General features: G+C 38.2%; 27 protein-coding genes and 2 riboswitches. Of the genes, 5 read left to right on the forward strand and 22 right to left on the reverse strand.

The window, feature by feature from the left end; all coding sequences use genetic code 11:
- Nucleotides 1-58 precede the first annotated feature (58 nt).
- Together splB and FHY47_RS08225 are read right to left on the reverse strand one after the other, a co-directional pair.
- Nucleotides 59-1,087 carry a spore photoproduct lyase gene (splB, locus tag FHY47_RS08220; protein WP_066105011.1) on the reverse strand — a complete coding sequence of 343 codons (1,029 nt, stop codon included), beginning with the start codon at nt 1,085-1,087 and terminating at the stop codon, nt 59-61.
- 96 nt (nt 1,088-1,183) lie between these two features.
- Nucleotides 1,184-3,736, reverse strand: a complete 2,553-nt coding sequence (locus FHY47_RS08225) for a vitamin B12-dependent ribonucleotide reductase (RefSeq protein WP_066105649.1) — start codon at nt 3,734-3,736, stop codon at nt 1,184-1,186.
- A gap of 579 nt (nt 3,737-4,315) precedes the next feature.
- On the opposite strand from FHY47_RS08225, the gene FHY47_RS08230 reads away from it, so the two are divergent.
- Complete coding sequence (locus tag FHY47_RS08230) at nt 4,316-4,699, forward strand: rhodanese-like domain-containing protein (RefSeq protein WP_262365983.1); 384 nt, start codon at nt 4,316-4,318, stop codon at nt 4,697-4,699.
- A 57-nt stretch (nt 4,700-4,756) separates the two neighbouring features.
- Here the strand turns inward: FHY47_RS08230 and FHY47_RS08235 are convergent, their stop codons facing one another.
- Both FHY47_RS08235 and FHY47_RS08240 read right to left on the reverse strand, forming a co-directional pair.
- Complete coding sequence (locus FHY47_RS08235) at nt 4,757-5,359, reverse strand: DUF1836 domain-containing protein (protein ID WP_066105014.1); 603 nt, start codon at nt 5,357-5,359, stop codon at nt 4,757-4,759.
- Nucleotides 5,360-5,441: 82 nt separating this feature from the next.
- Complete coding sequence (locus tag FHY47_RS08240; protein WP_139892497.1) at nt 5,442-6,119, reverse strand: NAD(P)H-binding protein; 678 nt, start codon at nt 6,117-6,119, stop codon at nt 5,442-5,444.
- A gap of 120 nt (nt 6,120-6,239) precedes the next feature.
- Here FHY47_RS08240 and FHY47_RS08245 point away from each other — a divergent pair, with 120 nt between their 5' ends.
- Nucleotides 6,240-6,365, forward strand: coding sequence for a DUF4023 domain-containing protein (locus tag FHY47_RS08245; RefSeq protein ID WP_077248062.1), 126 nt, complete (start codon nt 6,240-6,242; stop codon nt 6,363-6,365).
- Nucleotides 6,366-7,079: 714 nt separating this feature from the next.
- On the opposite strand, the gene FHY47_RS08250 is transcribed toward FHY47_RS08245, so the two are convergent.
- The 4 genes from FHY47_RS08250 to FHY47_RS08265 all read right to left on the reverse strand — a co-directional run bounded on the left by FHY47_RS08250 (nt 7,080) and on the right by FHY47_RS08265 (nt 11,216).
- Nucleotides 7,080-8,090, reverse strand: a complete 1,011-nt coding sequence (locus FHY47_RS08250) for an NAD-dependent epimerase/dehydratase family protein (protein WP_139892499.1) — start codon at nt 8,088-8,090, stop codon at nt 7,080-7,082.
- 155 nt (nt 8,091-8,245) lie between these two features.
- On the reverse strand, nt 8,246-10,282 hold the full coding sequence (locus tag FHY47_RS08255; RefSeq protein WP_148630108.1) for a Na+/H+ antiporter: 2,037 nt from the start codon (nt 10,280-10,282) through the stop codon (nt 8,246-8,248).
- Nucleotides 10,283-10,381: 99 nt separating this feature from the next.
- The gene (locus FHY47_RS08260) at nt 10,382-11,065 is read right to left on the reverse strand and encodes a hypothetical protein (RefSeq protein ID WP_187393459.1); all 684 of its coding nucleotides are present in this window, start codon (nt 11,063-11,065) and stop codon (nt 10,382-10,384) included.
- Complete coding sequence (locus tag FHY47_RS08265) at nt 11,007-11,216, reverse strand: hypothetical protein (RefSeq protein ID WP_148630112.1); 210 nt, start codon at nt 11,214-11,216, stop codon at nt 11,007-11,009. The genes FHY47_RS08260 and FHY47_RS08265 overlap by 59 nt, the downstream gene beginning before the upstream one ends.
- A gap of 133 nt (nt 11,217-11,349) precedes the next feature.
- On the opposite strand from FHY47_RS08265, the gene FHY47_RS08270 reads away from it, so the two are divergent.
- The gene (locus FHY47_RS08270; RefSeq protein WP_148630115.1) at nt 11,350-11,949 is read left to right on the forward strand and encodes a kinase; all 600 of its coding nucleotides are present in this window, start codon (nt 11,350-11,352) and stop codon (nt 11,947-11,949) included.
- 77 nt (nt 11,950-12,026) lie between these two features.
- Here the strand turns inward: FHY47_RS08270 and FHY47_RS08275 are convergent, their stop codons facing one another.
- From FHY47_RS08275 to gcvT, 5 genes are all read right to left on the reverse strand, one after another.
- The gene (locus FHY47_RS08275) at nt 12,027-13,469 is read right to left on the reverse strand and encodes a DEAD/DEAH box helicase (RefSeq protein ID WP_148630117.1); all 1,443 of its coding nucleotides are present in this window, start codon (nt 13,467-13,469) and stop codon (nt 12,027-12,029) included.
- A gap of 113 nt (nt 13,470-13,582) precedes the next feature.
- On the reverse strand, nt 13,583-14,077 hold the full coding sequence (locus tag FHY47_RS08280; protein WP_140462120.1) for a GNAT family N-acetyltransferase: 495 nt from the start codon (nt 14,075-14,077) through the stop codon (nt 13,583-13,585).
- A 121-nt stretch (nt 14,078-14,198) separates the two neighbouring features.
- Nucleotides 14,199-15,656: an aminomethyl-transferring glycine dehydrogenase subunit GcvPB gene (gene gcvPB, locus FHY47_RS08285; RefSeq protein WP_066105034.1), complete on the reverse strand. Its 1,458-nt coding sequence runs from the start codon at nt 15,654-15,656 to the stop codon at nt 14,199-14,201.
- A complete protein-coding gene (gcvPA, locus tag FHY47_RS08290; RefSeq protein ID WP_148630120.1) occupies nt 15,649-16,995 on the reverse strand; it encodes an aminomethyl-transferring glycine dehydrogenase subunit GcvPA in 1,347 nt (448 codons plus the stop codon). The genes gcvPB and gcvPA overlap by 8 nt, the downstream gene beginning before the upstream one ends.
- A complete protein-coding gene (gcvT, locus tag FHY47_RS08295) occupies nt 16,992-18,110 on the reverse strand; it encodes a glycine cleavage system aminomethyltransferase GcvT (RefSeq protein WP_148630122.1) in 1,119 nt (372 codons plus the stop codon). Before gcvT ends, gcvPA begins: the two co-directional genes overlap by 4 nt.
- Nucleotides 18,111-18,282: 172 nt before the next feature.
- Nucleotides 18,283-18,374: riboswitch (glycine riboswitch) on the reverse strand.
- A gap of 3 nt (nt 18,375-18,377) precedes the next feature.
- Nucleotides 18,378-18,468, reverse strand: a riboswitch (glycine riboswitch).
- A 463-nt stretch (nt 18,469-18,931) separates the two neighbouring features.
- Between gcvT and FHY47_RS08300 the strand changes: the two genes are divergently transcribed.
- Nucleotides 18,932-20,563: a DEAD/DEAH box helicase gene (locus tag FHY47_RS08300; protein ID WP_148630310.1), complete on the forward strand. Its 1,632-nt coding sequence runs from the start codon at nt 18,932-18,934 to the stop codon at nt 20,561-20,563.
- Nucleotides 20,541-21,335, forward strand: a complete 795-nt coding sequence (locus tag FHY47_RS08305) for a YqhG family protein (protein ID WP_148630124.1) — start codon at nt 20,541-20,543, stop codon at nt 21,333-21,335. Before FHY47_RS08300 ends, FHY47_RS08305 begins: the two co-directional genes overlap by 23 nt.
- A 148-nt stretch (nt 21,336-21,483) precedes the next feature.
- Here FHY47_RS08305 and FHY47_RS08310 read toward each other — a convergent pair whose 3' ends face one another.
- The 9 genes from FHY47_RS08310 to comGA all read right to left on the reverse strand — a co-directional run bounded on the left by FHY47_RS08310 (nt 21,484) and on the right by comGA (nt 26,219).
- The gene (locus FHY47_RS08310) at nt 21,484-21,663 is read right to left on the reverse strand and encodes a YqzE family protein (protein ID WP_066105047.1); all 180 of its coding nucleotides are present in this window, start codon (nt 21,661-21,663) and stop codon (nt 21,484-21,486) included.
- 68 nt (nt 21,664-21,731) lie between these two features.
- Complete coding sequence (locus FHY47_RS08315) at nt 21,732-22,235, reverse strand: shikimate kinase (RefSeq protein WP_148630126.1); 504 nt, start codon at nt 22,233-22,235, stop codon at nt 21,732-21,734.
- A 17-nt stretch (nt 22,236-22,252) separates the two neighbouring features.
- Nucleotides 22,253-22,636, reverse strand: a complete 384-nt coding sequence (locus FHY47_RS08320) for a competence type IV pilus minor pilin ComGG (RefSeq protein ID WP_148630128.1) — start codon at nt 22,634-22,636, stop codon at nt 22,253-22,255.
- Nucleotides 22,623-23,069 carry a competence type IV pilus minor pilin ComGF gene (comGF, locus tag FHY47_RS08325; RefSeq protein WP_148630130.1) on the reverse strand — a complete coding sequence of 149 codons (447 nt, stop codon included), beginning with the start codon at nt 23,067-23,069 and terminating at the stop codon, nt 22,623-22,625. Before comGF ends, FHY47_RS08320 begins: the two co-directional genes overlap by 14 nt.
- Complete coding sequence (locus tag FHY47_RS08330) at nt 23,047-23,340, reverse strand: hypothetical protein (RefSeq protein WP_148630132.1); 294 nt, start codon at nt 23,338-23,340, stop codon at nt 23,047-23,049. Before FHY47_RS08330 ends, comGF begins: the two co-directional genes overlap by 23 nt.
- 19 nt (nt 23,341-23,359) lie before the next feature.
- Nucleotides 23,360-23,803, reverse strand: coding sequence for a competence type IV pilus minor pilin ComGD (comGD, locus tag FHY47_RS08335; RefSeq protein WP_066105059.1), 444 nt, complete (start codon nt 23,801-23,803; stop codon nt 23,360-23,362).
- Between the two features lie 2 nt (nt 23,804-23,805).
- On the reverse strand, nt 23,806-24,114 hold the full coding sequence (gene comGC, locus FHY47_RS08340; protein ID WP_139892543.1) for a competence type IV pilus major pilin ComGC: 309 nt from the start codon (nt 24,112-24,114) through the stop codon (nt 23,806-23,808).
- Nucleotides 24,115-24,127: 13 nt separating this feature from the next.
- Nucleotides 24,128-25,168, reverse strand: coding sequence for a competence type IV pilus assembly protein ComGB (gene comGB / locus FHY47_RS08345; RefSeq protein WP_187393460.1), 1,041 nt, complete (start codon nt 25,166-25,168; stop codon nt 24,128-24,130).
- Nucleotides 25,158-26,219, reverse strand: a complete 1,062-nt coding sequence (gene comGA, locus FHY47_RS08350; protein WP_148630136.1) for a competence type IV pilus ATPase ComGA — start codon at nt 26,217-26,219, stop codon at nt 25,158-25,160. The genes comGB and comGA overlap by 11 nt, the downstream gene beginning before the upstream one ends.
- Between the last annotated feature and the right edge of the window lie 336 nt (nt 26,220-26,555).

Raw genomic sequence — 26,555 nt, forward strand, 5'->3', positions numbered from 1 at the left:
AAACCCCTCCCCCCTTACTTACTCATTTTTAATCTGGGAGAGAGAGGTTTAGAACACATTAGGTAAAGTATTGTATTTCTGCATTCGGAAAGAACTCTTTGATGGAGTTTTCTATATGAGTTTTCAAAGCATTCGCTTCTTCATCAGGATAGACATATTTCCCTATACCGTATTTCCCCCATTTATACTTACGCTTCGTTTCATCCATCTCAAGCTTTGTCTTAGGATATCGTGCTTGAATAACTTTTTTTGCCGGCTTTGTAAAGCGATGCTGGATGAGTTCAAAGCTAATTTTCATCATGGACAGCTCTTCACCTAACGCATGCCTCAAACGATCAAATAATTCGTAATATCCTTCTTCCCAGCCTTCATGCATATATATCGGAGCGACTATAAACCCAAGATGATATCCCGCTGCTGCCACTTTTCGAGCAGCCTCCAACCGCTCATCAAACGAAGAGGTTCCTGGCTCAAAATTTTTTATAACATAACGGGAGTTTATGGAGAAGCGGAAACTGGTTTTTCCATTATGTCTAGCATCAAGCAAATGATCGACATGATGAAATTTAGTTACAAATCGTAATCTTCCATATTCAGTACTGCCGATAAAATTAATCGTTTCCTTTAAGGAATGCGTGAGGTGATCAATACCTACTATATCGGAGGTACAAGCCGCCTCAAATCTTGTGATTTCCGGCGCTCTCTGTTCCATATATTTACTTGCCTGTTCAAAAATCTCTTCTAGATTCACGTACACTCTAATATAGGGCTTACTGCCAAGCGTTGTTTGTAAATAACAATAATGACAATGCCCCATACATCCTGTAGCCAGCGGGATCGCATACTCTGCTGAAGGCTTTGATGTATCAAATTTTAATGTCTTCCGTATTCCAATCACCATCGTGGATTTGGCGATTCGATATTTTTGCAGTTCATTATCACCGGGCAAATCGCGAATCTGATTATGGGATGTGGTTTGCCTAATTTCCACTGGCAGGCTCTGAAATTTTTCATATAAAGCCTTTCCTAACGGATATTCCAATGCTTTAGGTTCAAAATAAACTAATTGAGGAATAAATGGTTTCATGTTTTTCACCTACTTAACAGATAGTGTGTTCAGAAATAAAAAAAAGGATGGCGTTAATCTTTACCATCCTTTTTATCACTTATATCAATTTTTTATTTACAATCCACATTTAAGCTGAGCACCGCAGTTCGTACATGTATTGCACCCACCAAGTTCCTCCACTTTTCCTTGGCGGCAGACCGGGCAAGTATTTCCAACTTCGCTTCCGATTGTTACGCTTGTTGATTCAAGTGCATCAATTGTGTCGATAAGAACAACATGCTGCTTCGTATGTTGTGGCTGAGTGGATTGATCCGTATCGTTTTCAGCCTTTAACGTTAATACCTGTGTATCACGGCTTCCATCTACGTATACAGTTCCACCCTTAGCTCCGCCTTTATATAGACGCTCATACACTCGTTCTACTTGTTCAACGGAATATCCTTTCGGTGCATTTACCGTTTTACTGATCGAGCTATCAATCCAACGTTGGATAATGCATTGTACATCAGCGTGTTTCTCAGGAGTTAAATCCATTGCAGAAATAAACCATGAAGGTAGATTATTGCTGTCTGCATTAGGATTGCGACGTAAATACTCTTCTACTATATCAGCTTTCACTTCAATAAATTTACCCAAACGTCCGCTTCTGAAATATGTGAATGAGAAGTATGGTTCAAGACCTGTAGAAACACCTACCATTGTACCAGTGCTTCCAGTAGGAGCAACTGTTAACAAATGTGAGTTACGAATACCATATTTCATGATTCCTTCACGAATATGTTCAGGCATTTTTTTCATATACCCTGTATTAATAAAACGTGTGCGCAATTCTTTCGTTTCTTCCTCTGATTCACCAACTAAGAATGGGAAGCTGCCTTTTTCTTTCGCGATTTCAATAGATTCCTCATATGCTGCAGTTGCAATTGTTTCAAATACAATATCAACCAGCTTATTTCCTTCTTCGGAACCATATTCTTTTTCACAATAAATAAGCATATCATGCAGACCCATTACACCTAGGCCAACGCGTCTTTCCCCTAGAGCCTGTTTTTTATTGGCTTCAAGGAAGTATGGAGTCGCGTTAATAACATTATCCTGCATGCGCACGCCCACTTTTACCGTTTGTTTCAGTTTCTCCAAGTCCACTTGTTTGCGATCTTTATCTGTCATTTCAGCCAGATTGACAGCAGCCAAGTTACATACAGAATAAGGAGCCAATGGCTGTTCCCCACAAGGATTCGTCGCAACTACTTTTTGACCGTACGCTTTAGCGTTTGTCATATCGTTTGCATTATCGATAAAGAAAATGCCCGGCTCCGCAGAATAAGTCGCACAGATATTGATTAAATTCCATAATTCGCGAGCTTTAATTTTACGATATACACGCACAGCATAACCTAGTTTCTCCCATTCGCGTACATCACCGCAATCAGCCCATTTTTCATTATAGGCTTTCATATCTTCTTCATTATAGGACTCAACATCCGGGAATCGAAGTTCATATTCTCCGTCATTTTCTACAGCTTCCATAAATTCTTTTGTTAAGCACACTGAAATATTGGCACCTGTTAAAAAGTCTGGATTATGAACAGTATCATTTCCACCAGCGGAAAGTTTTTCTTCTGCTTCCTTAATGATTGCCTCATTAAATCCGCCAAACCCCGAGATGTTTTTATAATTGACTATGCCTTGATACATGGCTTCCTCTTGCATTGTGAGCGGAGTGAATTTCAATTTTTCAGATGCATGTCTACGAATTACTTCATCCTTGCTGACTTCCATTAAGAAGCGCAAAATTTTAGGATTTTGCATTTTTGAGATGATAAATTCTACGATATCCGGATGCCAGTCAGAGAGCATAATCATTTGAGCTCCGCGACGGGAACCACCCTGTTCAACTAAGTGAGTTAATTTTGCAATATCATCCAACCAGGATACTGCACCTGAGGATTTTCCGTTTACACCGCGAGCAAGCGTGTTTCTTGGACGTAAAGTGGAACCATTCGTACCGACACCGCCTCCGCGACTCATAATTTCCATCACATGTTTGCGATGTTCAGAAATCCCTTCACGGCTGTCATTAATAAATGGCATTACATAGCAGTTAAAGTAGGTTACTTCTGTTTCAGAACCGGCTCCATAGAGCACACGTCCTGCCGGGATAAAATTCGTTTGAACTAATTCATTATAAAATTTATCAAACCATTCCTTGCGTTTCTCTTCCGTTTTTTCAACTTCAGCCAAACCGCGTGCATTCCGTTTCGCAATCTGTTCATAATAAATTTCAAGTGGTTTTTCAATGACGTCGAGTGATTTACAAATCAGACCGGTTTTAATTTCATCATGCTTGTCCAAGGATGAGCGGAATTCTTCTTCAACCAATACATGTGCTTTCTTGGCTTCCCAATCAATATGTTGGATGTACCCAAGTCCACGGGCAGGAAATTTTGGGTCTTCTTTAATGGTAAGTACAACAAAATCTCCATTACTAAGTGTCATTTTTTCCGTATCTTTGAAGGAATAGCGATCTATCATCACAAGCCTTGAAACACCCTTATACGTCTTATTCATGTCTGGAGTAATCGGAAAAACTTGCGGAAATAGGGCTATATCTTTATTTAACCTTTCGACATTTATAGACAACTTGCGATTTGTTACAGTAGGCAATTTGATCTCTCCTTCAACCAATAATATTATCTCTTTTTTATTTATCTTTGTTAAGTTCTTAAATGAATATCTCTACGTTATCATAGGCTACATTTTAATTCAACATATAGTATTTGTATTTTTATAATTCATACCACATATAGTGTCTGGAGCATCTTCTGCTAAAATTGTCAATTATTAAAATTTTACAAAAAGTAAAGAAAATCAAAGATATAATCTTCTTTTTAACTATTTTCGAACCAAAATAAACAAAATCTCAGCTTGCATATTATGAAGCTTAACTATGCTTCATATAACAGCATTTTTGCATTTTCGACCCAAAATTTTTTTCCTAAAAAATAAATTTTTGTCCATAATGCACGATACTTGATTTATAGTGATTTGTAAACTTATTGTCCTTTCTAATAACGCTATATCGATATAACCATTATTTTGAATCCAAAGACAATATGTCTACCTTCCTAAATGCAATAATTTTTTATCACAAATTCGTAAACTATTACCAGAAAATTTTTTTGCCAGACAAATATACGAACTGTATAATAGTAAAGTGAACAGAAAGAGAAAGTGGGGATTGAATTGCCAACATCATTAATCGTATTAATTGTTCTGGCTGTATTGATCATTGGATATTCCATCTACAGTTGGTTCTCCAGCAAAAAAATGGTTACGACATTGTCCCAAGAGGACTTTAAAGCTGGCTATCGAAAAGCTCAGTTAATAGATGTTCGTGAGCAAAAAGAGTTTGATGGCGGACATATTTTAGGAGCCCGCAACATACCTTCAACACAATTGAAAATGCGTATGAAGGAACTCCGCAAAGATAAACCTGTTTATCTTTATTGTCAAAGCGGAATGAGAAGCACACGAGCTGCTCAGATGCTATATAAAAAAGGCTATCGTGAACTTTATCAACTCGACGGCGGCTTCAAACAATGGAAGGGTAAAATTAAAACTAAATAAAATCAAAGAGCCAATGCAGGGTATGCACTTGGCTCTTTATAATTAAACAGATATTTTTTATGATTTCGTTTTATTACCACTGTTAAATTCATCTACCAGATTCTCTGCTGCTTTTTTATACAGCTGGCTCATATGAGAAAGAGAAGCGATCATTAATAATTTCTCAAAATATTCAACATCGCCATTGAACTCATCCAGAGTGCCGCCTAAATGTACCCCTTCTTCTTTTGCCTCAGAGATACTCTCTAGTATGTCTTCTTTAAATTTATGAGCATTGTGATCAGTCAAGCGCAGAAAGCTGGAATACAGCTCATCAAGCTGTAAGTCTTCCTCTACTATCTTAGTGTTCAAGGGTCCCAGAATCGTTTTAATGTCACTTATAGAGAGTGTCCCTTTCAACTGATAAATCAGGCTGATTACTATTAAATGCCGCTTAGAATATTTTTTATTTTTAATAGGAAAAAATACTTTACCCTTGGCATAATTGTTAATCATCGTTTTAGTTAAAACTTTTTCATCATCATTCCGCTTAGACATTTTGAATTTACTCTCGAATAATTGAATGACTTGATCCATATATAAATCAATATCTGGTATATCCTCTAATGTGATTTTATCTTGCAATCCCAGTTGATTGATAAGTTCTTCATTGTTTTTCATTTTGTAACCTCTGTTTACTAATAGTAATTTCTATTATACATTAACCATTCAGATTCTGTAAGGATGGTGAACTTTTAGCATTTTATAATTTATCGGAATACTTGGCAATTTGCTCTATCTCATAGGAAGCAACTTCATTTATACCCTTTTTATCCTGCAGCGCACATATATACATAGCCTCTGCCACCATTTTTCCTTGTACCGGCTTATATTTCTTAAGAGGACCTTTAAATACAAACGGGCAAGATTTACTGACTAAAGCTGCCAATCCCTCTCCCAATCTAAATTCTTGCCTATTCCCCAATAAAAGTGATGGTCTAAAAATGGTTAGACTGTTTAATTGAAGCTGTTTCAATGCAGTCTCCAGTTGCCCTTTTGTTTTGCTGTAAAACACATGGGATTTTTCATCAGCACCCATTGCAGAAATAATTAAGAATTGACGAACCTGGTGCTGTTTAGCATTCTCTGCAAGCATCAACGGGTATGTATAATCGACTTTCCTAAACGCTTCCTTTGTCTTCGCTTTCTTAATGGTTGTACCCAAACAGCAAAAAATACAATCAACATCACTTGGTAGAGGTTCCTGATCCAATTGTTCAAAATCCGGAAAACTTTCCCTAAGCTTTGAATGTTGAATACCCGTGCTGGTCCTTACCCATACAATCACTTTCTCAAATTCACGTGAATCCAAAAGCGTTGTCACCAACTCCTTTCCAACTAATCCGGTTGCCCCAATTACTAACCCTACTTTACCGGTCATCTATTTTCCTCCATCTACCCTTTATTTTCGTTTCCTCTATTATAATCTATTTTCGTCATGCATGAATTCCATTAAAATTGAGAAAATAACTATAAATCCATAAGAGGGAGGATGAAATATATGAAAGAAGAAAGCACTCATGAATTTGTAGAAAATTTGCATGAAAAGCAACAAAAGGCTGAAAAGAACCAAGCTAAACAAGGATATGGACGTCCAAGCAAAAAACTTCCAAATAAACAGCATTAATACCTTGTAATCGAATGCCATGAGTTATGTTTCTCATGGCTTTTTGCTTACTTGCCAGCCTTTCTTACGATTAATTAATCCCATAAATAGAGTAACACCTATTAGTACCAGAATAAATCCAAAGGTTTACGTTTTGAGATGCTTTTCTAAAAATACTCTGAAGTAATAACCTTTTTGATATCATAAATGGCATAAAGATAAAGAAAACACGCCCCAAAAAACGGCGTGTTTTCTTTATTATAAATATTACTTCTTCTTTAACTAATCCTCCATTAATTTATTAAAATGCTATCTACGCCCACAATTGGGTTCGTTCTTTATACTCCTCTGATAGATTCACCAGTCCCCCCTATTTCCTCCAAGTAGTATTATAGCTTCGTTTGTTATACAAGATCTCAGTCCACCTAGCCTTATATATATTTATACAAGTAGGGGGTGAACAGTTTAGCGGAGGAAATCCATATCAGTCCCACATCCCCGTAAATTCTACCCTGGCTACTGATAGAATAAATCCATATAAAAAGTTCAACCAGAAAGTCCTGGCTGAACTATATAATACGAACCATACCAACTTCCCCTTCCATACGAAAGCCACAATCTTTACGAAACAGCCTTTTGTTAAGGTTCTTTATAATGACCCATTACCTTTTTCATAACAAAAAGGAAGGAAACAAAGCTTCCCTTCCTTTATATATATTTTTCTCTCATGTAGATTTATTCAGCTTTCATATCAACTACGGCTTTTTTTCCTTCCAATATATCCAGACTTAACTGAACTGATTCTCCGATGGCTTTTTCTATATCATCTGGCTGTACACCAAAGTGGTCAACAATTGTCTTTTTATCAATGAAAAGATTTTTAGTAAAGATTTTTGCGAATTCAGCCGTATCCAATCCCAGTTCTATTCCAGCACTCTTTTGTTTTTCTGCTTTCGCCTTCATCGCTTCAATATAATTAGAGGCAGGAATTGTTATGATTTCTTTGTCCGGTGTTCCCATGTATTTATGGAAGATGGTCAGCATTTCTTTCCACTCCATATTATAATAGCCAACCGGATAATTACCTGTCTTCCCATTTATTAAGGCACCAGCAATGCACTCCCCGATCTGCTTCGCTGTCACCATGGTTGTTCCTCCTTCAGGATACATGACAGCTTCTTTCATATTTTGAATCTGTTCAACAAGGAATACCCAAACAGGCTTACGTCCCTGCTGGCTTCCAAAGACATATGGAACCTCCAAAACGGCTACACTCATATCATCATCCCCGAAGGATAAAGCCATATTAGCCTGATCTACACGGCTCCTTATATATGGATGGTGCTTCGTCAGTTCATACTCGGGTAGTTCTCTATTAAAATAAGCAAAATACGACCCAAGTACAACTGAATGTTTGACACCGCATTCCTTTGCTATTCTTAATAGCCGTTCTAATGGTGTAATATTATATTTTTCAAAAAATGAATAGATTGGTGATGGTGCCTCTACTCTTTCATCTACACCTGCCGCAAAAACAAATCCGTCACAGCCTGTTAAATATTTACGAATATCATCATCTGTCAATGTTAAATAATTTCCCAGAGTTATCTCCATTTCTTCAGGAAGGTTACTGCCTTCAGGGATAGGTGGCAGTGACAATGTTGCCACTTCATGCCCTTGTTCAATTAATACCCTTGCGCCTTCAGCACCTAATAAGCCCGTACCGCCAATCATAAATACTTTCATGTTGGTTGCCTCCTCCGTTTCATTCTCCTAAATTTTATCATCTAAGATAGTGGTATATTTGACCAAAAATGTATTTTATGTGAAATCTTATACTCACATTTCCCTTTACCTTTAAACGGTAAACAAAAAAGCTCACAGGTAGAACACCTGCAAGCCTATTCCTCAATTTCCTGAAGCATAACACTCTCCACATAATTCACAAATCGACGTAAATCCTGAGCCAGTTCGCGATTTATTTGGCCTTCTTCATACATTCGCTGAATGTCAGCTCGTTCAGCTTCAATAGCTTTGAAACGTAATTCTTCTTTTTGCTGATCCTTCATACTATTATTTGAACGGGCTTTATTTGGTTGCTTCAGTTTATCAATAATTCTTCGATACTCATAAATGATGGATGAAACATGTGAATTGTTCGTTTCCTCTACATATTTTTCTAGACTTTCAATGGCAGCTTTTGTCGCCTGAATCTGAATATCCCGCATATCATTTAACAAGACTGCTGTCTTTTCGTTTTCCTTGGTTATCACACGCTTATATTGCTTATACTTCCTATATAATTGGCCAAAAAGAGTCGTTATTTTGGACATGAAATTCTCTGTGAGTAAATTTTCTCTTATATCCAGGGACTTCTCGAGTCTTTTCACGATTTCTTCACTTACGGAACCATCAGCAGCAGCCTCCTGGATATAATGTCTTTCTGCTCTTAAACCAACTAAGCGAGCCTCTATTCTCTCTTTTTGCGATACCTTAATAAATTCTAAATCCTTATTTTCATAGCGAATTTGCTCAATCATCTTTTTATATTCACCAATTAACTCGTAACCAGCGGATTGATTCTCCGGCTCTAGTTCTTCTTCAATCCGCTTTATGGCAGTCCTCAATATTTTTAATTTCATCTGAGCATCTAAAAACTCTTTCTCTTCATCACTCTCTGGTTCAATGGCTTTTTTACTGATCAAAGGCAATAGAATAGTCGCAGCTAAAAGAGTAAATAAAATAACACCGCCTGCTATAAATACAATTAGAGACCGTTCAGGAAATAAATCTCCAGTTGCTACAAAGTATGGCATTGACAATACACCTGCCATGGTAATTGCACCGCGTACGCCAGTCAAGCCGGTTAGAAGGGCCACTTTCCAGCTGGGCTTCGATTGTTCTTTTCTGTTAGTTATGTAATAACCCATGCTTAAGAAGCAGTAGGACCAAACAATTCGGATAATCATGATAGCCAAACCAATCGCCAGGACATAACCGAGCACAAGCCAATTGCTGATTAGAGGATTCTCTACCGTTGCTCTCATAGAAGAAGGCAAACTCAAACCCAATAATAAAAACACCACTCCATTGAGTACAAACAAGATGATCGACCACATATTCTCAGTGACCACCTGTTCCTCCGCACTTTTCATTCCAGTCTTTTCACTTAAACTGGAATGAACAATACCTGCAGCTACTACAGCAATTACACCAGAGGCGTGCAGGACTTCTTCTGAAACAATATAAACAATAAATGGCGTTACAAATTGCAGCAAAGAATAAAAGGTAACATCCTGTATCCCTTGTCTTCTTAGTGAATAACGGATTAGGATAGCTAATAATCCGAGGATAATACCAGCAATCGCGCCAACAATGACCACATAAACAAAATCGGCTGCTGCCTCCCGCAATGAAAAATAACCTGTTACAACCGCAGCAACCGCATAATTAAAGGCAATTAAACCAGACGCATCATTAATCAACGATTCGCCTCGAACAAGACGTAAAATAATCGTCGGTAAGTAAATCCTTTCGGCAATTCCGTTCACCGCTACTGGATCCGTTGGAGAAAGGATAGCTGCTAAAGCAAAAGCAGCGGCCAACGGAATACTGGGAATAAGCCAGTTAATAAAATACCCGCCAATTATAGTCGTTAAAAAAACAAGAATAAATGCATTGGCCAATATTGGCCAGCGCATTTTCCATAAATCATCGCGTGGAAATCTACGTCCATCATTAAATAATAGTGGTGCAATAAATAAAAGCAAAAACCATTCCGCTTTCAACTCAAATGATAGATCCTGTATGAATAAAGCAAATAAAATCCCCAAAGCTATTTGAGTTAAAGCTGTGGGGATGGATGGAATATAGTGGCTAATAATATTCGATATTAAAAGCATCACTAAAAGCAATATAATTGATAAAAGTAAATCCATTATTCTCCCTCTAATTCGATATTATTAATGTTTATATTCTGCCACAAAAAGAGGCTACTTATTACCATACCCAAACAGTTATGTAGGAAACATTTCTCTTTAATCGGATTCATTACTGCGTTGTAATCGATCCGCTTCAATCTTATATCCAAGTTCCCTTAACTCACTTAAAACGAACTCCCTGACTTCTTCATCATCCATTATAATGCCAAGAGTTTGTGCATCTCTGACATAAGCAAGTTTATTTTCTACGGAAGCTTTCTGAAAGTATGCCTGTAAATCCTGAACGTCAATTTCCACATCCTCTTCCAATTCGTATTTATCGCGTGTGATTGGTTGATTACTTATCGGAATCACCCCAATCCCGTCTTGTGTATGTATAGCGATTTGCTGTTTTCTCTCCTTAAATAGATTCTTATAATATGACTTTACATCTTGAATAACCGTACAATTTAATGATTCCTTTAATTTTCCAAGTACATATTCCCTCTCTTGTAAAAACTCTTCTTCATCATATTCAAATTCCGCTTCGTCTTCACGTTCTTCCCCTTCATCAGCCATGTCAATTGATAGAAAATTTCCGATTTCGATCGCATCCTTCATCGTGAAAAGGAGATTCGTAAATTCCTTTAAATTACGAGCAGCCAAAAATACAGCTGATCCAAAGTCCATAGGACTAACATAAACCACATAGGCCTCTTCTAAATCGGTAACAGCTCCAAAATCAGTCAATAAACCAAAATGAATCCCATCCCGATCCGGTAGACGCAAATGTAATGACATCGCATGGTGTGACGAAATAATTCTGATCCTCCGTATCCAGCATTAGTCCAAGTGAATCTAAAGAATACCCGTCTTCTTCAAGATTGTCCTGCAGTTTCTGTAACTTTTGAAAAGTGGGTGGCATCTCTTTATAATGTCTAACAATATCCACGTAACTGCCTCCTTTGTATTGCCTTTTCTATAATTATAAAGGAAAATATTTCTAAAAGAGATTAAATAACAGAAAAATCCAAAAGGTTTATTTAAGTGAGGACAACTTCAAAGTACAGGAGGAAAGGAAATACTTGAGAAATTATATACAAAATCTAATTAATCAATTACCCGAACTTAAAGTAGGACAAAGATTTATTCTTGGTATTGATGGCCTCAGTCGTTCTGGGAAGACGACTTTTACCAAAAGAATGAAACAGTCACTTGAGAAACAGAGTCTATCATTTCACCTTTTTCATATTGATGATTTTATTGTAGATAAAGATAAACGTTATCATACTGGTCACGAAGAATGGATTGAATATTACCGACTGCAATGGGACGCGGAGTGGCTAAGAGCTAATTTTTTCAATCAATTAAAGAAATCAGCTGAGTTACTCCTGCCTGCATATGACCCCACCACTGATAAGCAAAAATGGCAAGTAATCCAGATTCCAGTAACCTCCCTCATTATCATTGAAGGTATATTTCTGCAAAGAAAAGAATGGAGAGCATTCTTTGATTATATGATTTACCTGGATTGTTCCAGAGAAACTAGATTCAGCCGTGAAAGTAAGACCACACAGGAGAATATTGATAAATTTCGAAATCGATACTGGAAAGCAGAACAGTATTATATAAAAACAGTTACCCCGCTAGAACGAGCTGATTTGGTTATCAAGAATGATGATTAGATCTTCAGCATGGATCTAATAAAACAGCCCTTCCGAACGATTCGGAAGGGCTGTTTAGATCGGTGAAGCAATTAGTATTATTCAAATGCCTCATATACCTTTAATTTCTTTCCTTTAATAGTTTTATTCTTCATAGCCTGTAAGACGATTGGACCTTTATTGTTCAATATTTCAACAAATGTAGCCTGGTCTTGAATTGTGATAATTCCAATGTCTTCAGCAGATATGCCTTCAATTTTTGCAATTGTCCCCACAAAATCGACAGCTCGCAATTTCTTTTTCTTGCCGCCATTGAAAAACAGCTTCATAATTCCACTGTTTAATTCGGTCGCTTTATCTTCCTTTATCTCATTTTCGAACATTTTTGATTCGAAATTCGGTCTGCATTTTTCTACTTCTGCTTCAGTTGGCTCCTCTTTTACCTGAATAGCAAAGCCTATATATTCTTCTGTCTCTCTCAATAATTCTTCATCAAAAGGAGTTACAAAAGAAATGGCTACTCCCGTATGTCCCGCACGACCCGTTCTTCCCGTCCTATGTACATAGGATTCCTTTTCCACTGGAAAATCGTAATTCAAGACATGCGTAATATTTTCAATATCAATTCCGCGCGCAGCGACATCCGTGGCAATTAAATATCGAAACTCACCCCGTTTAAATTGATTCATAACATCGAAGCGGTCCTCTTGATACATTCCACCATGAATTTTGCCGCATGAATACTCCCATTTAACCAATGTATCGAACAGATTGTTTACCTGTTCCTGTGTGCGGCAAAAAACGATGCAGCTATCCGCATTTTCTATCGTCGTAACTTTCCTTAGCAGCTCCGCTTTCTTTTCATGCTTGACCCTATAATAAGAGTGTTCGATCAACTGAGTCGTCATCTCTTTTTTATTAATTTCAATAAATATTGGTTCTTTTAAATATTGATTGGATAGGTTCTGAATATCATCCGGCAATGTTGCTGAAAACAGCATGCTGATTCGTTCCTTAGGTAATTCATTTATAATGGCTTCAACCTGATCAATAAAGCCCATATTCAACATTTCATCTGCTTCATCAATTACCAGATAGCGAAGTTCGCCAACGTTTAATGTTCCTTTTTGGATATGATCTAACACTCTTCCAGGTGTTCCAACGACAATATGATTTTTTTGCTTAAGCTCCAGCTGTTGCTTGGCAAATGATTGCTTTCCATAAACAGCTGCTGCTTTAATCCGCTTAAATCGACCAATATTCGTTAAATCTTCCTTCACCTGTGCAGCCAATTCTCTGGTCGGTGTTAGGATAAGTGCCTGAGGTTTATTTTCTATCCACTCTATATGATGACAAATCGGGATTCCATACGCAGCTGTTTTCCCACTGCCAGTTTGTGCTTTTACGATAAGATCCTGATTTTCCAGCGCTGTTGGAATTACTTTCTGCTGTACCTCTGTCGGTTGAAAATAATTCATTTTACTTAATGCCCGAATAATTTCGGGACTTATGTTAAAATCTTTGAAGCTATGTTCAGTCATGTATGTTCCTCTTTTTCGGTTACTTAGCTGATTCTCCACTTGAGAGATGCTTTTATTCATTATACCTGATTGGCACTGAATAATCGAAATTAGAACGATACTCTAATCTCAGGCTACCGTTCTAAAACACTGTATAATAATGAATCACGCCAGCCTTCTCTCATGATCAAATGGTCGCGAATGATTCCTTCCCTAACCATTCCAACTTTCACCAACACCTTTGCTGAACCTATATTTCTTGGGTCACAGGTTGCAAATATACGATGCAGGTTCAGTTCCTTAAATCCAAATTCAATTAACAAAGACGCGACTTCTGTCGCCACTCCTTTTCCCCAATAATCCGGATTAACAATATAGCCAATTTCTCCAGCTTTATTAGTGAAACTTCGTATAGTAAGCTCTCCAGCCCCAATCATATTTCCATTATAAATAATTGCGAAGACAAACCTTGCTCTTGGTTTTTTTGTTGAATCTTCGATTACTTGGCTCACAAATTTTTTCGATTCTTCTTCCGTATTCGGTCCCCAGGGCTGGTACTGACAAACGATATCTTGTGATGCGTATTTATGTACATCAACCCAATCACTACTAATCATTTCTCTCAGCATGATTCTTTCATTTGAAAGGCAGAATATATTTTCTATCGTATTTCCCTCCCTATCCTGAACCACTTCATTCTTCTAAAAAAGCAGCTATCTGGTCATGATAGCTGCTTAAAATTTATTCTTATTAATTTTGATATCTCAATACAGGCTTACGAGCAGCCAGTGCCTCATCCAAACGGCTGATTACCGTTGTATGTGGTGCTTCCTGTACAATTTCCGGATTCTCCTCTGCTTCCCTGGCAATTTGAATCATAGCATCAATAAAGCCATCCAGTGTTTCTTTTGATTCTGTTTCTGTTGGCTCAATCATCATGCATTCTTCCACATTCAAAGGGAAATAAATGGTTGGTGGATGATAGCCAAAGTCTAACAATCTCTTGGCAATATCAAGAGCCCGAACACCAAGTTTCTTCTGACGTTTTCCGCTGATAACAAACTCATGCTTACAGTGCTTATCATATGGGAGATCATAGTACTCTGCCAATCTTCTCATCATATAGTTTGCATTTAAGACAGCATACTCCGTTACTGCCTTCAATCCGTCTGGTCCCATAGACCGAATATACGTATAGGCACGGACATTGATTCCAAAATTTCCATAGTACGGCTTTACTCTGCCAATTGATTGCGGACGATTGTAATCAAGCTGATAGCCATTCTCTTCTTTTACAATAAGCGGTTTTGGTAAGAACGGAATTAACTCCTTCTTAACCCCAACCGGCCCTGAACCTGGCCCACCGCCGCCATGTGGTCCAGTAAATGTCTTATGCAAGTTAAGATGAACAACGTCAAATCCCATATCACCCGGGCGAGCCTTGGATAGTACAGCATTCAGATTGGCACCGTCATAGTATAGTTTTCCACCGGCATCATGAATAATTTCGGCCATCTCGATGATCTGTTCTTCAAAAAGCCCCAGTGTATTCGGATTTGTAAGCATTAAGGCTGCTGTATCTTTCCCTACAACACTTTTCAAATCTTCCAGATCTACTAAACCATCCGGACCTGACTTCACGGTAACAGTTTGCAATCCCGCAACTGTGGCTGAGGCAGGATTCGTACCATGCGCAGAATCAGGAACAATTACTTTTACGCGGTCAAAATCACCATTCGCCTCATGATAGGCACGAATCATCATTAATCCCGTCCACTCTCCATGCGCTCCCGCAGCCGGTTGCAAAGTGACTTCGTCCATACCTGTGATTTCCTTTAGACTTTGCTGCAAATCATACATTAACTCTAAAGAACCCTGTACAGCTTCTGCATCCTGCAGAGGATGAACATGTGCAAATCCATTTAGACGGGCAACATTCTCATTAATTTTCGGATTATATTTCATGGTACAGGAACCGAGCGGATAGAAACCGGAATCGACGCCATGATTTCTTCTCGAAAGTGCCGTGTAATGACGCATGATATCCAACTCGGATACTTCAGGCAGCTTTGGTTCCTCTGTGCGAATGAACTCCTCAGGCAAAAGCTCAGTTAATGCTGACTCCGGAACATCCATTTCCGGCAACGAATAGCCGATACGGCCCGGCTTGGTTTGTTCAAATATTAATGGCTGATCCTGTTTATTCATGGAAATCCCCCAATTCCTGTGCAAATCTATCAATCTCTTCTTTTGTACGCAGCTCCGTCACTGCCACAAGCATATGATTGGTTAAGGTAGGATAATCACAAGCTAAATCATAACCACCAATTATGCCTTTTTGTAGGAGCATTTTATTAGCTGCAGCTACAGAACCATTTAACTTAACAACAAACTCATTGAAAGAAGGTCCTTCAAAGGCAATTTCAAGTCCATTTGCTTTTAATTGCTCCTTTGCATAATGCGCTTTTTGGAGATTTTGAAGCGCCATCTCCTGCACGCCTTTCTTACCTAACGCAGTCATTGCCACAGAGGCTGCGAGAGCATTTAATGCTTGGTTAGAGCAAATATTCGAGGTCGCTTTATCGCGACGAATATGCTGTTCCCTCGCCTGCAAGGTTAATACAAACCCACGCTTCCCATCCTCATCAACCGTTTGGCCAACCAAACGTCCAGGTACTTTTCTTATCAGCTTAGAAGTAACTGCAAAATATCCGCAATGAGGTCCGCCAAATGCAGCCGGGATTCCGAACGGCTGTGCATCCCCTATGACAATATCTGCACCAAATTCACCCGGCGGTTTCAAGACACCAAGTGAAAGTGGGTTACTTGAAACAATTAACATTCCTTTATGTTCATGAACAATTTGTTCAATTTCAGCTAAGTTTTCGATTCGGCCAAAGAAGTTTGGATATTGAGTAATAAAACCAGCTACCTCATCAGTCATCATACCCGCCAATTGTTCTGTATCCGTCACTCCATTTTTACAGGGGACAACTTCAAGCTCAAGATATTGGCCTTTTGCATAAGTGGATAAAACAGCCCGTGATTCCGGGTGCACTGTCTCTGAAACAAGCAGTTTCTTACGACGTGTATGTCCTGCTGAGAGCATGGCTGCCTCGGCCAGAGCAGTTCCCCCATCATACATGGAGGAGTTCGCCACATCCATTCCGGTCAGTTCACAAATCATCGTTTGAAATTCAAAAATAGCCTGCAATTCTCCCTGGGAAATCTCCGGTTGATACGGTGTATAAGCGGTATAAAACTCTGATCTTGAGATAACGTGATCAACGATGACTGGCATGTAATGGTCATATACTCCCGCTCCAAGAAAAGAACTATGGGTCCTGAGATTGGCATTTTTCTCGGCCAGCTCAGTTAATTCTTTCAGAAGTGCTGATTCAGACTTTGCTTTTTTTAGCTTGTATTCACCCTTAAACCTTACTTTTTCAGGTATATCAGAAAATAAGTCATCGATTGATTCTACACCAATCGCTGTTAACATCTGTTCAGTATCCTGCTCTGTCATTGGTAAATAACGATGCTTCATTTTTTTACTCCTCCTGCCTGAGTGCGTTTATAAAATGGAGTACTAACAATTTTCGCCTTTAATCTTTTTCCCCGTATCTCAACCTCGACTACCTCATCAAGGTTAGCGAATTCTACATTAATCAGGACAAGGCCTACGTTTTTCTTTAAGGTTGGGGATTGTGTTCCAGTGGTCACTTCCCCGATGTTTTCATCCTTAACGAAAACCGGGTACCCATGTCTCGGAATACCGCGGTCAATCATTTCGATTCCGACAAGCTTTCTAGGGGCGCTATTTTCCTTCTGTTCCTTTAAAACTTCCTTACCAATAAAATGTTCTTTATCGGTTTTTACAGCGAACCCAATCCCCGCTTCGATAGGTGTAATCTCTGGAGATAACTCTTGGCCATATAAAGGAAGTTTTGCTTCAAACCGAAGCGTATCTCTTGCCCCAAGTCCACATGGAACCAATCCCTTATCCTTACCGAATTCTAAAAGATCTTTCCAAAGCTTCACTGTATCTTCGCTCTTACAGTACAATTCAAATCCATCTTCACCGGTGTAGCCAGTTCTTGAAACAAGTACACTAATGCCATTTATCATGACATCTTCACGAAAAGCAAAGAAACCAATGGTATTGAGATTTACTTCCTCTGCAAGGTTCTGTAATATATCAGCTGCAAGCGGTCCCTGTAATGCCAATTGCCCTATTTGTTCCGATATATTTTTTAGTTCTACATCTTCGCTCGCATGCTTTTTTAACCACTCAAAATCTTTATCAATATTAGATGCGTTCACAACTAACAAATAATCATCTTCACCTTTTTTATAAATAATCAGGTCATCAACCGTTCCGCCATTCTCATAGCACATAGCAGTATACTGTGCCCGGCCCGTTTTCAGCTTACTGACATCGTTGGTCATCATCAGCTGCAAAAATGGTAAAGACCCAGCACCCTTAATCATGAATTCGCCCATATGTGATACATCAAAGAGGCCTGCTTTTGTACGCACTGATTCATGCTCCTGTTTAATGCCCGAAAATTGGACAGGCAATTCCCAGCCGCCAAAATCAATTGTTTTTCCTCCGTACTCCCTGTACACACTGATCAGCGGAGTCTGCTTTAATTCTCCCATCCTTACCCTCCTAAAATATTCGTTTTATACGGATTCTCTTGCTTGTTATGCCATTTAAATGATTGCTTGTTAACTTATTAAGTAAAACGCCGCTTTTCCACATTTGACCGAAGCGATATATCCTTCAGCGATCCACGAAAAAAAGGACAGAAACCTCCCTTAATTAGGGGGGCTCTGTCCTGATACCTGAAAGTTTACCGCCGGGTAACGTACTTCGGCGTTTCCTCTTGGGTGGCTTCACAATAAAGGAAGCGCTCTCCAGAGATGCGTCCAGCAAGAGTCTCTGTACCTGAGAGATTCATGGATTCACCATTTGCTCCTTCGGTGCCGCAAATACGGTCTCTCCCCTTGCCTTCATTCGCTCATATAATTATGTAAATTGGTCATACTAAACAAAAAGCAAGAGATAAGCCGTTTTCTAAATAGTCTTACATTTATATCCTACCATCAACAATTATCAGGTGGCAACATTTACGTTATCTCGATGAATGATTGGAAACTAAAAAAATATCAGTAACACCTCAGCTTTATTGGGGCAAAAAAATTGTTTAGGCGTCACTTAATAAATTCCTTATAATTTTCTGCCATCCGCATAAAGCATTTAATCAGATTTTAGCCGGAGATTAAACTCCTACTATTGTTTAGAAATTAATGACACCACCTATACCTATATAAGGTAAGAGAATTCTATTGAATTTAGTTAAATTACAATCAAGCATTTATCTAACTAGCTTAAATAAAGAAAGTTGGGATTCACATTGAGTTTAACACCAAAGGTCTATTTTGATGAAGATTGGGAAAAGGAGCTTGAGGAAAAGATTATGGAGGATGGCCCCTGGTGCAGCTACTCCCTTTTTAAACTCGGATTGGAGGCCGAAAAGCATAATCTGATTCCAGATTTCAACGGCCTCCTTGCACCAAAGCATTTATCAGGATTTACACCTTTAACCCATCAGCTCGAAGCTGCTACCGAAGTCATCGAAAGAATGAATGGTAAAGCCATATTAGCTGATGAAGTAGGTCTTGGTAAAACAATAGAGGCCGGTCTGATCTTAAAGGAATATATGATTCGGGGCCTGGCAAGCAAAATACTAATACTAGTCCCAGCCTCTCTCGTATCTCAATGGGCACAGGAGCTTAATCAGAAGTTTCACATACCAGCTGTCATATACAGAAAGGGGTATGGGTGGGATTCTGAATGTATAATCACTTCCATAGATACTGCTAAACGAGAGCCTCATCGTTCTGCCATACTCGAACAAACCTATGACATTGTCATCATAGATGAAGCTCACAAGTTAAAAAACAATAAAACCAAAAACTATGAGTTTGTACAAAAAGTCCAGAGAAAGTTCTGTCTACTGTTAACGGCAACCCCTATTCAAAACAAGCTAGAAGAAATTTTTTATCTTGTATCATTGCTTAAGCCAGGGCATTTGGGAAGTTATGCCAAATTTAATGAACGCTTTTCTGCTAAGAAACGTTCATTAAAGGATGATGCTTATTTGAAAGAATTGGTTAATATGGTGATGATTCGAAATAAACGTCAGGATACCGGCATTGAATGGACTAAGAGAAAGGTTGAAACCATTTTTATAGATTTCACCGAAAAGGAACAGGCTCTATATGATGGGGTTTCTTCATTTAGGAAAGAATTACCGGAGGGTATCGGGAGTACATTTTCTTCGTTAATCCTTCAGCGTGAAGCATGCAGCAGCAGGGAAGCCGTCTACTTTACGCTAAAAAATATGCTCGATCGAAACCCGGATGCCGGACTAAGCTTTAAGGAAGCCATACATAACCTTATCAACCTGGTCGAACTGGTTGATTGCAATTCAAAAGCGAAAAAAGCACTTGAAGTGATTCATTCTATAAAAGATAAGGTTATCATTTTTACCGAGTATCGAGCCACGCAATTATATTTGCAGTGGTTTCTTAAGCAAAATGGAATCACTTCTGTTCCATTCCGCGGCGGATTTAAACGTAGTAAGAAGGACTGGATGAAAGAACTGTTCGAAAAACAAGCACAAGTCTTAATTGCTACAGAAGCAGGTGGAGAAGGAATTAACCTGCAGTTTTGCCATCATATTATAAACTTTGATTTACCTTGGAATCCGATGCGACTGGAACAAAGAATCGGCCGAATTCACAGACTTGGACAAACAGAAGATGTCCGAATCTATAATTTTGCGACCAGGAATACCATTGAGGATCATATTATGAAAATTCTCTACGAAAAAATTCAATTATTTGAACGTGTCGTTGGGGAACTTGATGATATTCTAACGAGGCTGGAGGTTAAGAATCTTGAAGAGCATTTAACTGACATCCTCAATAAATCAAAAACAGAGGGTGAGATGAAGGTTAAAATGGATAATCTCACGTCTTTAATACAGCTTGCTCAAGATCTAAAAAAGGAGATGCCTTCACATGCAGCAACAGGAAATTCTTGAGTTTCTCGTTCAATTTTTCACAGCCAATCAATGCGAAATCATCAATCAAGGGCCAGGTCATCTAACTGTGCAGTTGACAATTGATATGGATAAAGAACTGATGAACCGACCTTTTTATTGGCATTATCTCGAGAAAGTTGGCGGAGTGCCTAATCCGATGAGCTTAACGTTTATCCTCGACAAAGAGGCAGCTCCTCCTGATTTAAAAGGGGAATTCATACATTTTGGATCCCCTCGCCTGCACCAAATATTCGCGTCTGCCCAAAGACTATCGAAGCATATCCGCTTATTTGAGGAGATTAAAGTGACTAGTGGTCAGATGCCTTTATTTCCCTGGTTAGGTGTAAATGTTAATATATCCTATGAATGCGACCGAAAAAAGGATTTATTCTTTTCAATAGGATTGAACCTGATCAACGGTCTTTTTGTAGAAAATTTTATTGATTCAGCTGATAAACTCTCGCTTACACCTAAAATATCTGACTATACATTTACCCTCACACCCATTATTCGTTATCAAAGCGGGTTGCATCGTATCAAAACTTACATCCAAAATAAAATTAATCAGGATGACCATGGGTGGGCTGATGAGGCTCTCGTGCGCTGGAATAAAGACTTGAGTTTGCTGAACCATTTTTATGAGGATAAAAAAGAAGAGGAAACTCACATGTATGACCTTGAAAAAGAAGCATTACGAATGCAATACGAACCCAGAATCCGTGTCAGCATTATAAATGGCGGACTTTTTTATCTTAGCGGTCAGGCTATCTAAAAGAGGTAATTAAAGTTAAGGCTGAATTCTCGCATAACCTAAACAATAGTTTGGAATAAAGCTTAATCTTTGCTGAAGATATAAAATGAATACAAAAAAAGCAGTGGGTTGTAAAAAATCCACTGCTTTTTTAAACAAACACTATTTATTACGCCTTACGTTTAAAGAGCATTTCAATTGATAACGGAATGATTCCGAACCAATGGTTCATTAATGGCGGCCGATCATCTCTATGATGACGGCGTTGCTCTTTACGTACTTCCTTTGGCTGCTTCATATACACTAACCACTGAATTGTTAAAAATTTTATATAATCATTTGTTTTCATCGACATTCACCCATCAGAAGTATCTCCATTTATCATGGATGTTATTCATTATTTTCTAAAAAAGATGGCTAGTTTATGGTGATTTTCATTAATATCTCTTCTGTAATCTCCATTTTTGTTTTTCTGTCCGTATGAACCTGTAAATCAGCAGCTAGCTTATATAGGTCAACCCTCTTTTGATAAAGCTGCACTATTTGTTCCTCTTTATTTCCGGACAATAAAGGGCGTGATGAGTCAGTCTCGAGTCTTTTTATGATTTCTGTCGGATTGGCATGGAGCCAAATAACTGTTCCCTTTTCCTTCATATATTTCCGGTTGTCTTCCCTAAGAATGATACCCCCGCCTGTCGCGATGATACAATTTTCGATAGGCAATGATTGCAATGCCTGCTGTTCTAGGTCCCTGAATCCATCTTCACCTACTTCATCAAATAGCTGCGGAATCGACCTTCCTGTACGTTCAACCACCGTCTGATCACTATCATAAAAGGGACAACGCATTTTTTCGGCGAGAGCCCTACCCACAGTCGTTTTCCCAGCTCCCATAAATCCAATTAAATAAATGGCTTTCATCTCACTCCCCCTAACTCCTAACTATCTATCCATTTCACTACTTTCTTTGCTTCAATTGAGTACGTAATCGTCTCCCGTTTCACCGTATGATCAGTCTGAATATCCAATGAGATCTCATAGAACCCTCTCTCAAGCGGTTTTATATGATAGCCTATTCTTCCATTATAATAAATCCATTCCCCTTTTGTCTCAGGAACACTATCATCATCAAGCATTAAAATTGCAGCATGTGTACCCGTATCACCCAGATAGGTGGTAATTAACCATTCGGTTTGATACTTATGATAATTCACTTCCTGACCCATATTTCCTATCGAATACATACAAATGATAAAAATAACCGAAAAAAACAATAAAGCAACAGGCATAAATATCCCACGTTCATTTTTAAGAAGGTTCAAATTTATATCGTTTGAACAGCCGTTTTTCATACTTATCACCATTTATAAGAATCACAGATATGATCAGTGACTCTCCTTCTTTTTTAACATGAAAGCTCTTAATATCTTGAAGGACCATTTCATGTCCAGCGCCATCCACTCGCCTTCTTACCATATTGTTATAGACTTCATATGTTATTTCTTCTCCACTTTTATCAAGTAAAAGGACATTGCTTTTAGGTACTCCAAAGTCTTTTGTCTTTTGAAATTCTCGTTCCAATTGACGTATAAAGATATTCCATTCCATCCTTGTATTTGTGTTCGTATCCTTGACATGCCAGTCTGTTATACTGGCAAGTGCACTCGTCATAAAGACACCTAATAACGAAAATAAACCAAGAGCAAATAATATCTCTACCAAAGTAAAGCCATCATCTTTCAGGCAGCTTTTCATACACTTTCTGTAATTTATCCTTTGAGTTGCTATACTCTGCAAAATAAACGTCCCCTTCAAGATAAAAAGTATAGGCTTTCCCCTCAATCTCTGCTTGTCCAGTAAACAGTGGACGGCCGTTTATCTGATATTCATTTAAATTTTCAAACAATCTATTAAGAGCGGCTTCCTCCATTCTTAAGTCATTCTTTAGCGTAATGCTTTCCATATATGCCGGAAGCAATAAACAGCAGCATAAGATAAGTATTCCAAACGAAATCAGCAGGTCCAAGATAGCATATCCATGCTCTTTATACTTTTGATATATAAAATCTCCCCCTCCCTAATTGAAAGACAAGCTTGTATATCGTTTTACCATTTTTATCGGTTAAATAGATTGTTGTTGGATTTTGGATATTTCCTGCTGGAATATAGGTAATTGGCACATTGCCAACTTTTTTAAACTTGATTGATTCGGCCTTCTGAGTCGAAATAATATGACTGTTTGTTTTGTATGAGTAAGCTGAATATTCATTTTGGTCAGTTACAAATCTTAGTAAGACATACGTGTTATTTTCCATTGCATAGACCTGAGCATAGTAAATATCCTTCTCCAGTTGATTTAAAAATGCTTGCTGTTCATATGTTTCAAACATTTTACTTGTAACCGCACTTGCTATAGTCAGCATTAACGTCAGACATCCAAGTACAATCAACACCTCTACTAACGTAAACCCTTCTTCGTTCTTTTCCATTTTTATTGTCCCTGAAGAGTTACAGTCCCATCATCCGAAATCACCGCGGTTTTTCCTTCCGGACATTTAACATCCTCTTTTAAAAAACCAGAAGAGATAAGCTTCTCCATCGTCGGAAGCGTACCTTCCTTTAATTTATAGGCTTGTACCTGTCCCTCAACCATCTTGACGAATGCCTCGCATCCCTTACTATTAACTGCTTCCTGGTTTTTCATTACATTGGGTACTGTAATAATCAATAGAACTGATATAACCAGCATGACAATCAACATCTCAATCAAGGTAAAACCTTGTTCATTTTTGTATTTCATCAAAAACACCTTCCTATATCGTATTCATCAATGAAATCATTGGCATTAATATTGCCAAATACAGAAGGATCACTAAAATGGCAACAAGGCCAAACATTAATGGTTGAACCACCTTTATATATTTTTCAGTCTGTATCTCCATCTCATTTAACAGATATCTGCTGTAGTAAAGAAGTTCTTCTCCTAATAAACTATTTTTTTGCCCATGGCTGATTACTCGCTCAAAATCATTCATAAAAATTGTGAGATTCCCACTAATGCTTTCTAATGAATCTCCCTCCTGAAGACTTTTAATCATGTGATGGGTTATTTCCTTAACTAAACTTTTTGGATCCTGCTGACTCATAATCGTTAACGCATCAATAATCGAAATACCACCCTTTAATAATGAGCCCAGCTGCATAGAAAAATAATACGTTGTGGAAAGCTTTCTAAAAGAACGCAGGAACGGAATTTTATTCATCAGTAATTCCTGTTTTATTTTGGATAGTTTTTTTAAATAATAGTGGTATATAAACAAATGCATGGTTAGGAGCACAATGATAAAAAATGGAAGATTGTTAACGAGGGTTGCCAGTAAAACGGATAACTTTAAGAATATATTTGATTCCTGCCCTGCGCCCTGATACATACTTGAGAATTTTGGCAACAAATAATTTGTAAATACTTGCAGCAAGGTAAATGTAAAAACAAGTAGGAAGACTGGGTAATACAATAAATTTTTTAGTTTTGCGCGATCCTCACTTTTCTTAAGCCATATTTCCCCTCCATTCTGCAAGGATTTGGATAGCTGTCCGTGTTTTTCACCGTAGGAAACTAAACCAACGAGCTCTTGTTCAAAATCGAGCCATTCTAAAAAGTCCCTAAAAGTATGGCCATCTTTCAATAGTTCCAATGCATCCTTAATCTCTTCTCGATACTTCTTTTTTCCATGAATAAGAGAAAATTCAATACCCTCATAAAGAGTAAAGCCATTCTCCAATAAATCGCCCAATTCCTGAAGAAATCTCGCCTGATCCCTGCAAGACCATCGGGACTTTAGATTACTCCTCATGCACCCACCTCTCATACTCTTTTCGATCCACAAATCCATAGGCAACAGCCTTGCTGATGAGAGAAGCTAAATCCGGATAATGAAAGTTCACATCATCTCCCTCCATCTCTGCCCAAACCTTCGCCAATTCATTGCCATAAATCATTTCATGCACACTTACCCGCCCTCTGCTCTTTTCCATAAGGCAGTATGGTGAGCATTCACCCTCACAAAAAGGACAGTGCAATTCCAATAATCTTTGGGAGGTTACACCTAAAAGAGTTTGCTTTGCCTCCTCCTTGTCTATCCCAAATTCCAAAAGCCTTCTAACTGCACCCAATACATCACTGGCATGCATTGTAGTTAAGATTAAGTGGCCTGTTAAAGCGGCGCGCACCGCTATTCTGGCCGTTTCAGCATCCCTGATTTCTCCAATCATGATAATATCGGGATCGTGGCGCAGGGCAGCTTTTAAGCCTACTGAATAACTGATACCGGCTTTTTCATTAATCTGGACTTGAATGGCATCATCGGACTGATGTTCAACAGGATCTTCCAGTGTAATAATATTTCGGTTAACGGTATTTTTGGCATGATGGAGCATGGAATATAAAGTTGTAGTTTTACCACTTCCAGTCGGTCCACAGATGATCATTAATCCATGGGAATGTTTAAGCATGGAAATTAACGTAGTTGACATTTTTGGAAATAAGGAGATTTCTTCGATTGGGAGAGTTTGTAAACTTGGAATAATACGAATGACGAGAGATTCAGAGTATGGGGTAGGCAAGGTGGATAATCGGAGACCAATCCATTTATTTGAAACAAACATCGTTAAGGCCCCTGACTGAGGACGTCTTTTTTCTCCTATATCCATGCCGGCCATAAATTTAAAATGAGAGATGAGTCGTTGGGACCTGTCTCTTTGGTAACTGCCTTCTGAAAATAAGCGATTGTGAATCCGATAGTAAAGATGGGCTTTCTTGCGTTGGGGAACAATGTGGATATCTGAGGCTTTGAATTTTACTGCTTCTGTTACAACTTTTTCAGCTAACTTATCGATGGTGAGCAATTCTCGTTTCACCTCCTTATATGTTACTCTCTTATGTTATTAGACATTAATTTTTCAATACCTGCTGGCATAACGAAAGTTTCAAAATCTGTCACAATTCGTCGTTAATTTGGGTAATTTTTCATAATCATGAAATATTTCATTCCTTTTATTCTGTTAACATATTTACAGATTAATTTTAAAATTAAGATAGTAATATATACATGTTAAATATTGATTTATCAAAATGTGGCTAAATTACAACATATGTTTCCAAAGAGTCAGAATAGCCAAGAACAGCATATCAATGCTTGATTGACTGTATTATAATGGAACTATTAAGGAGCGCGAGGTGGA

The organism is Bacillus sp. E214, from assembly GCF_008087365.1.
Lineage (GTDB): Bacteria > Bacillota > Bacilli > Bacillales > Pradoshiaceae > Pradoshia.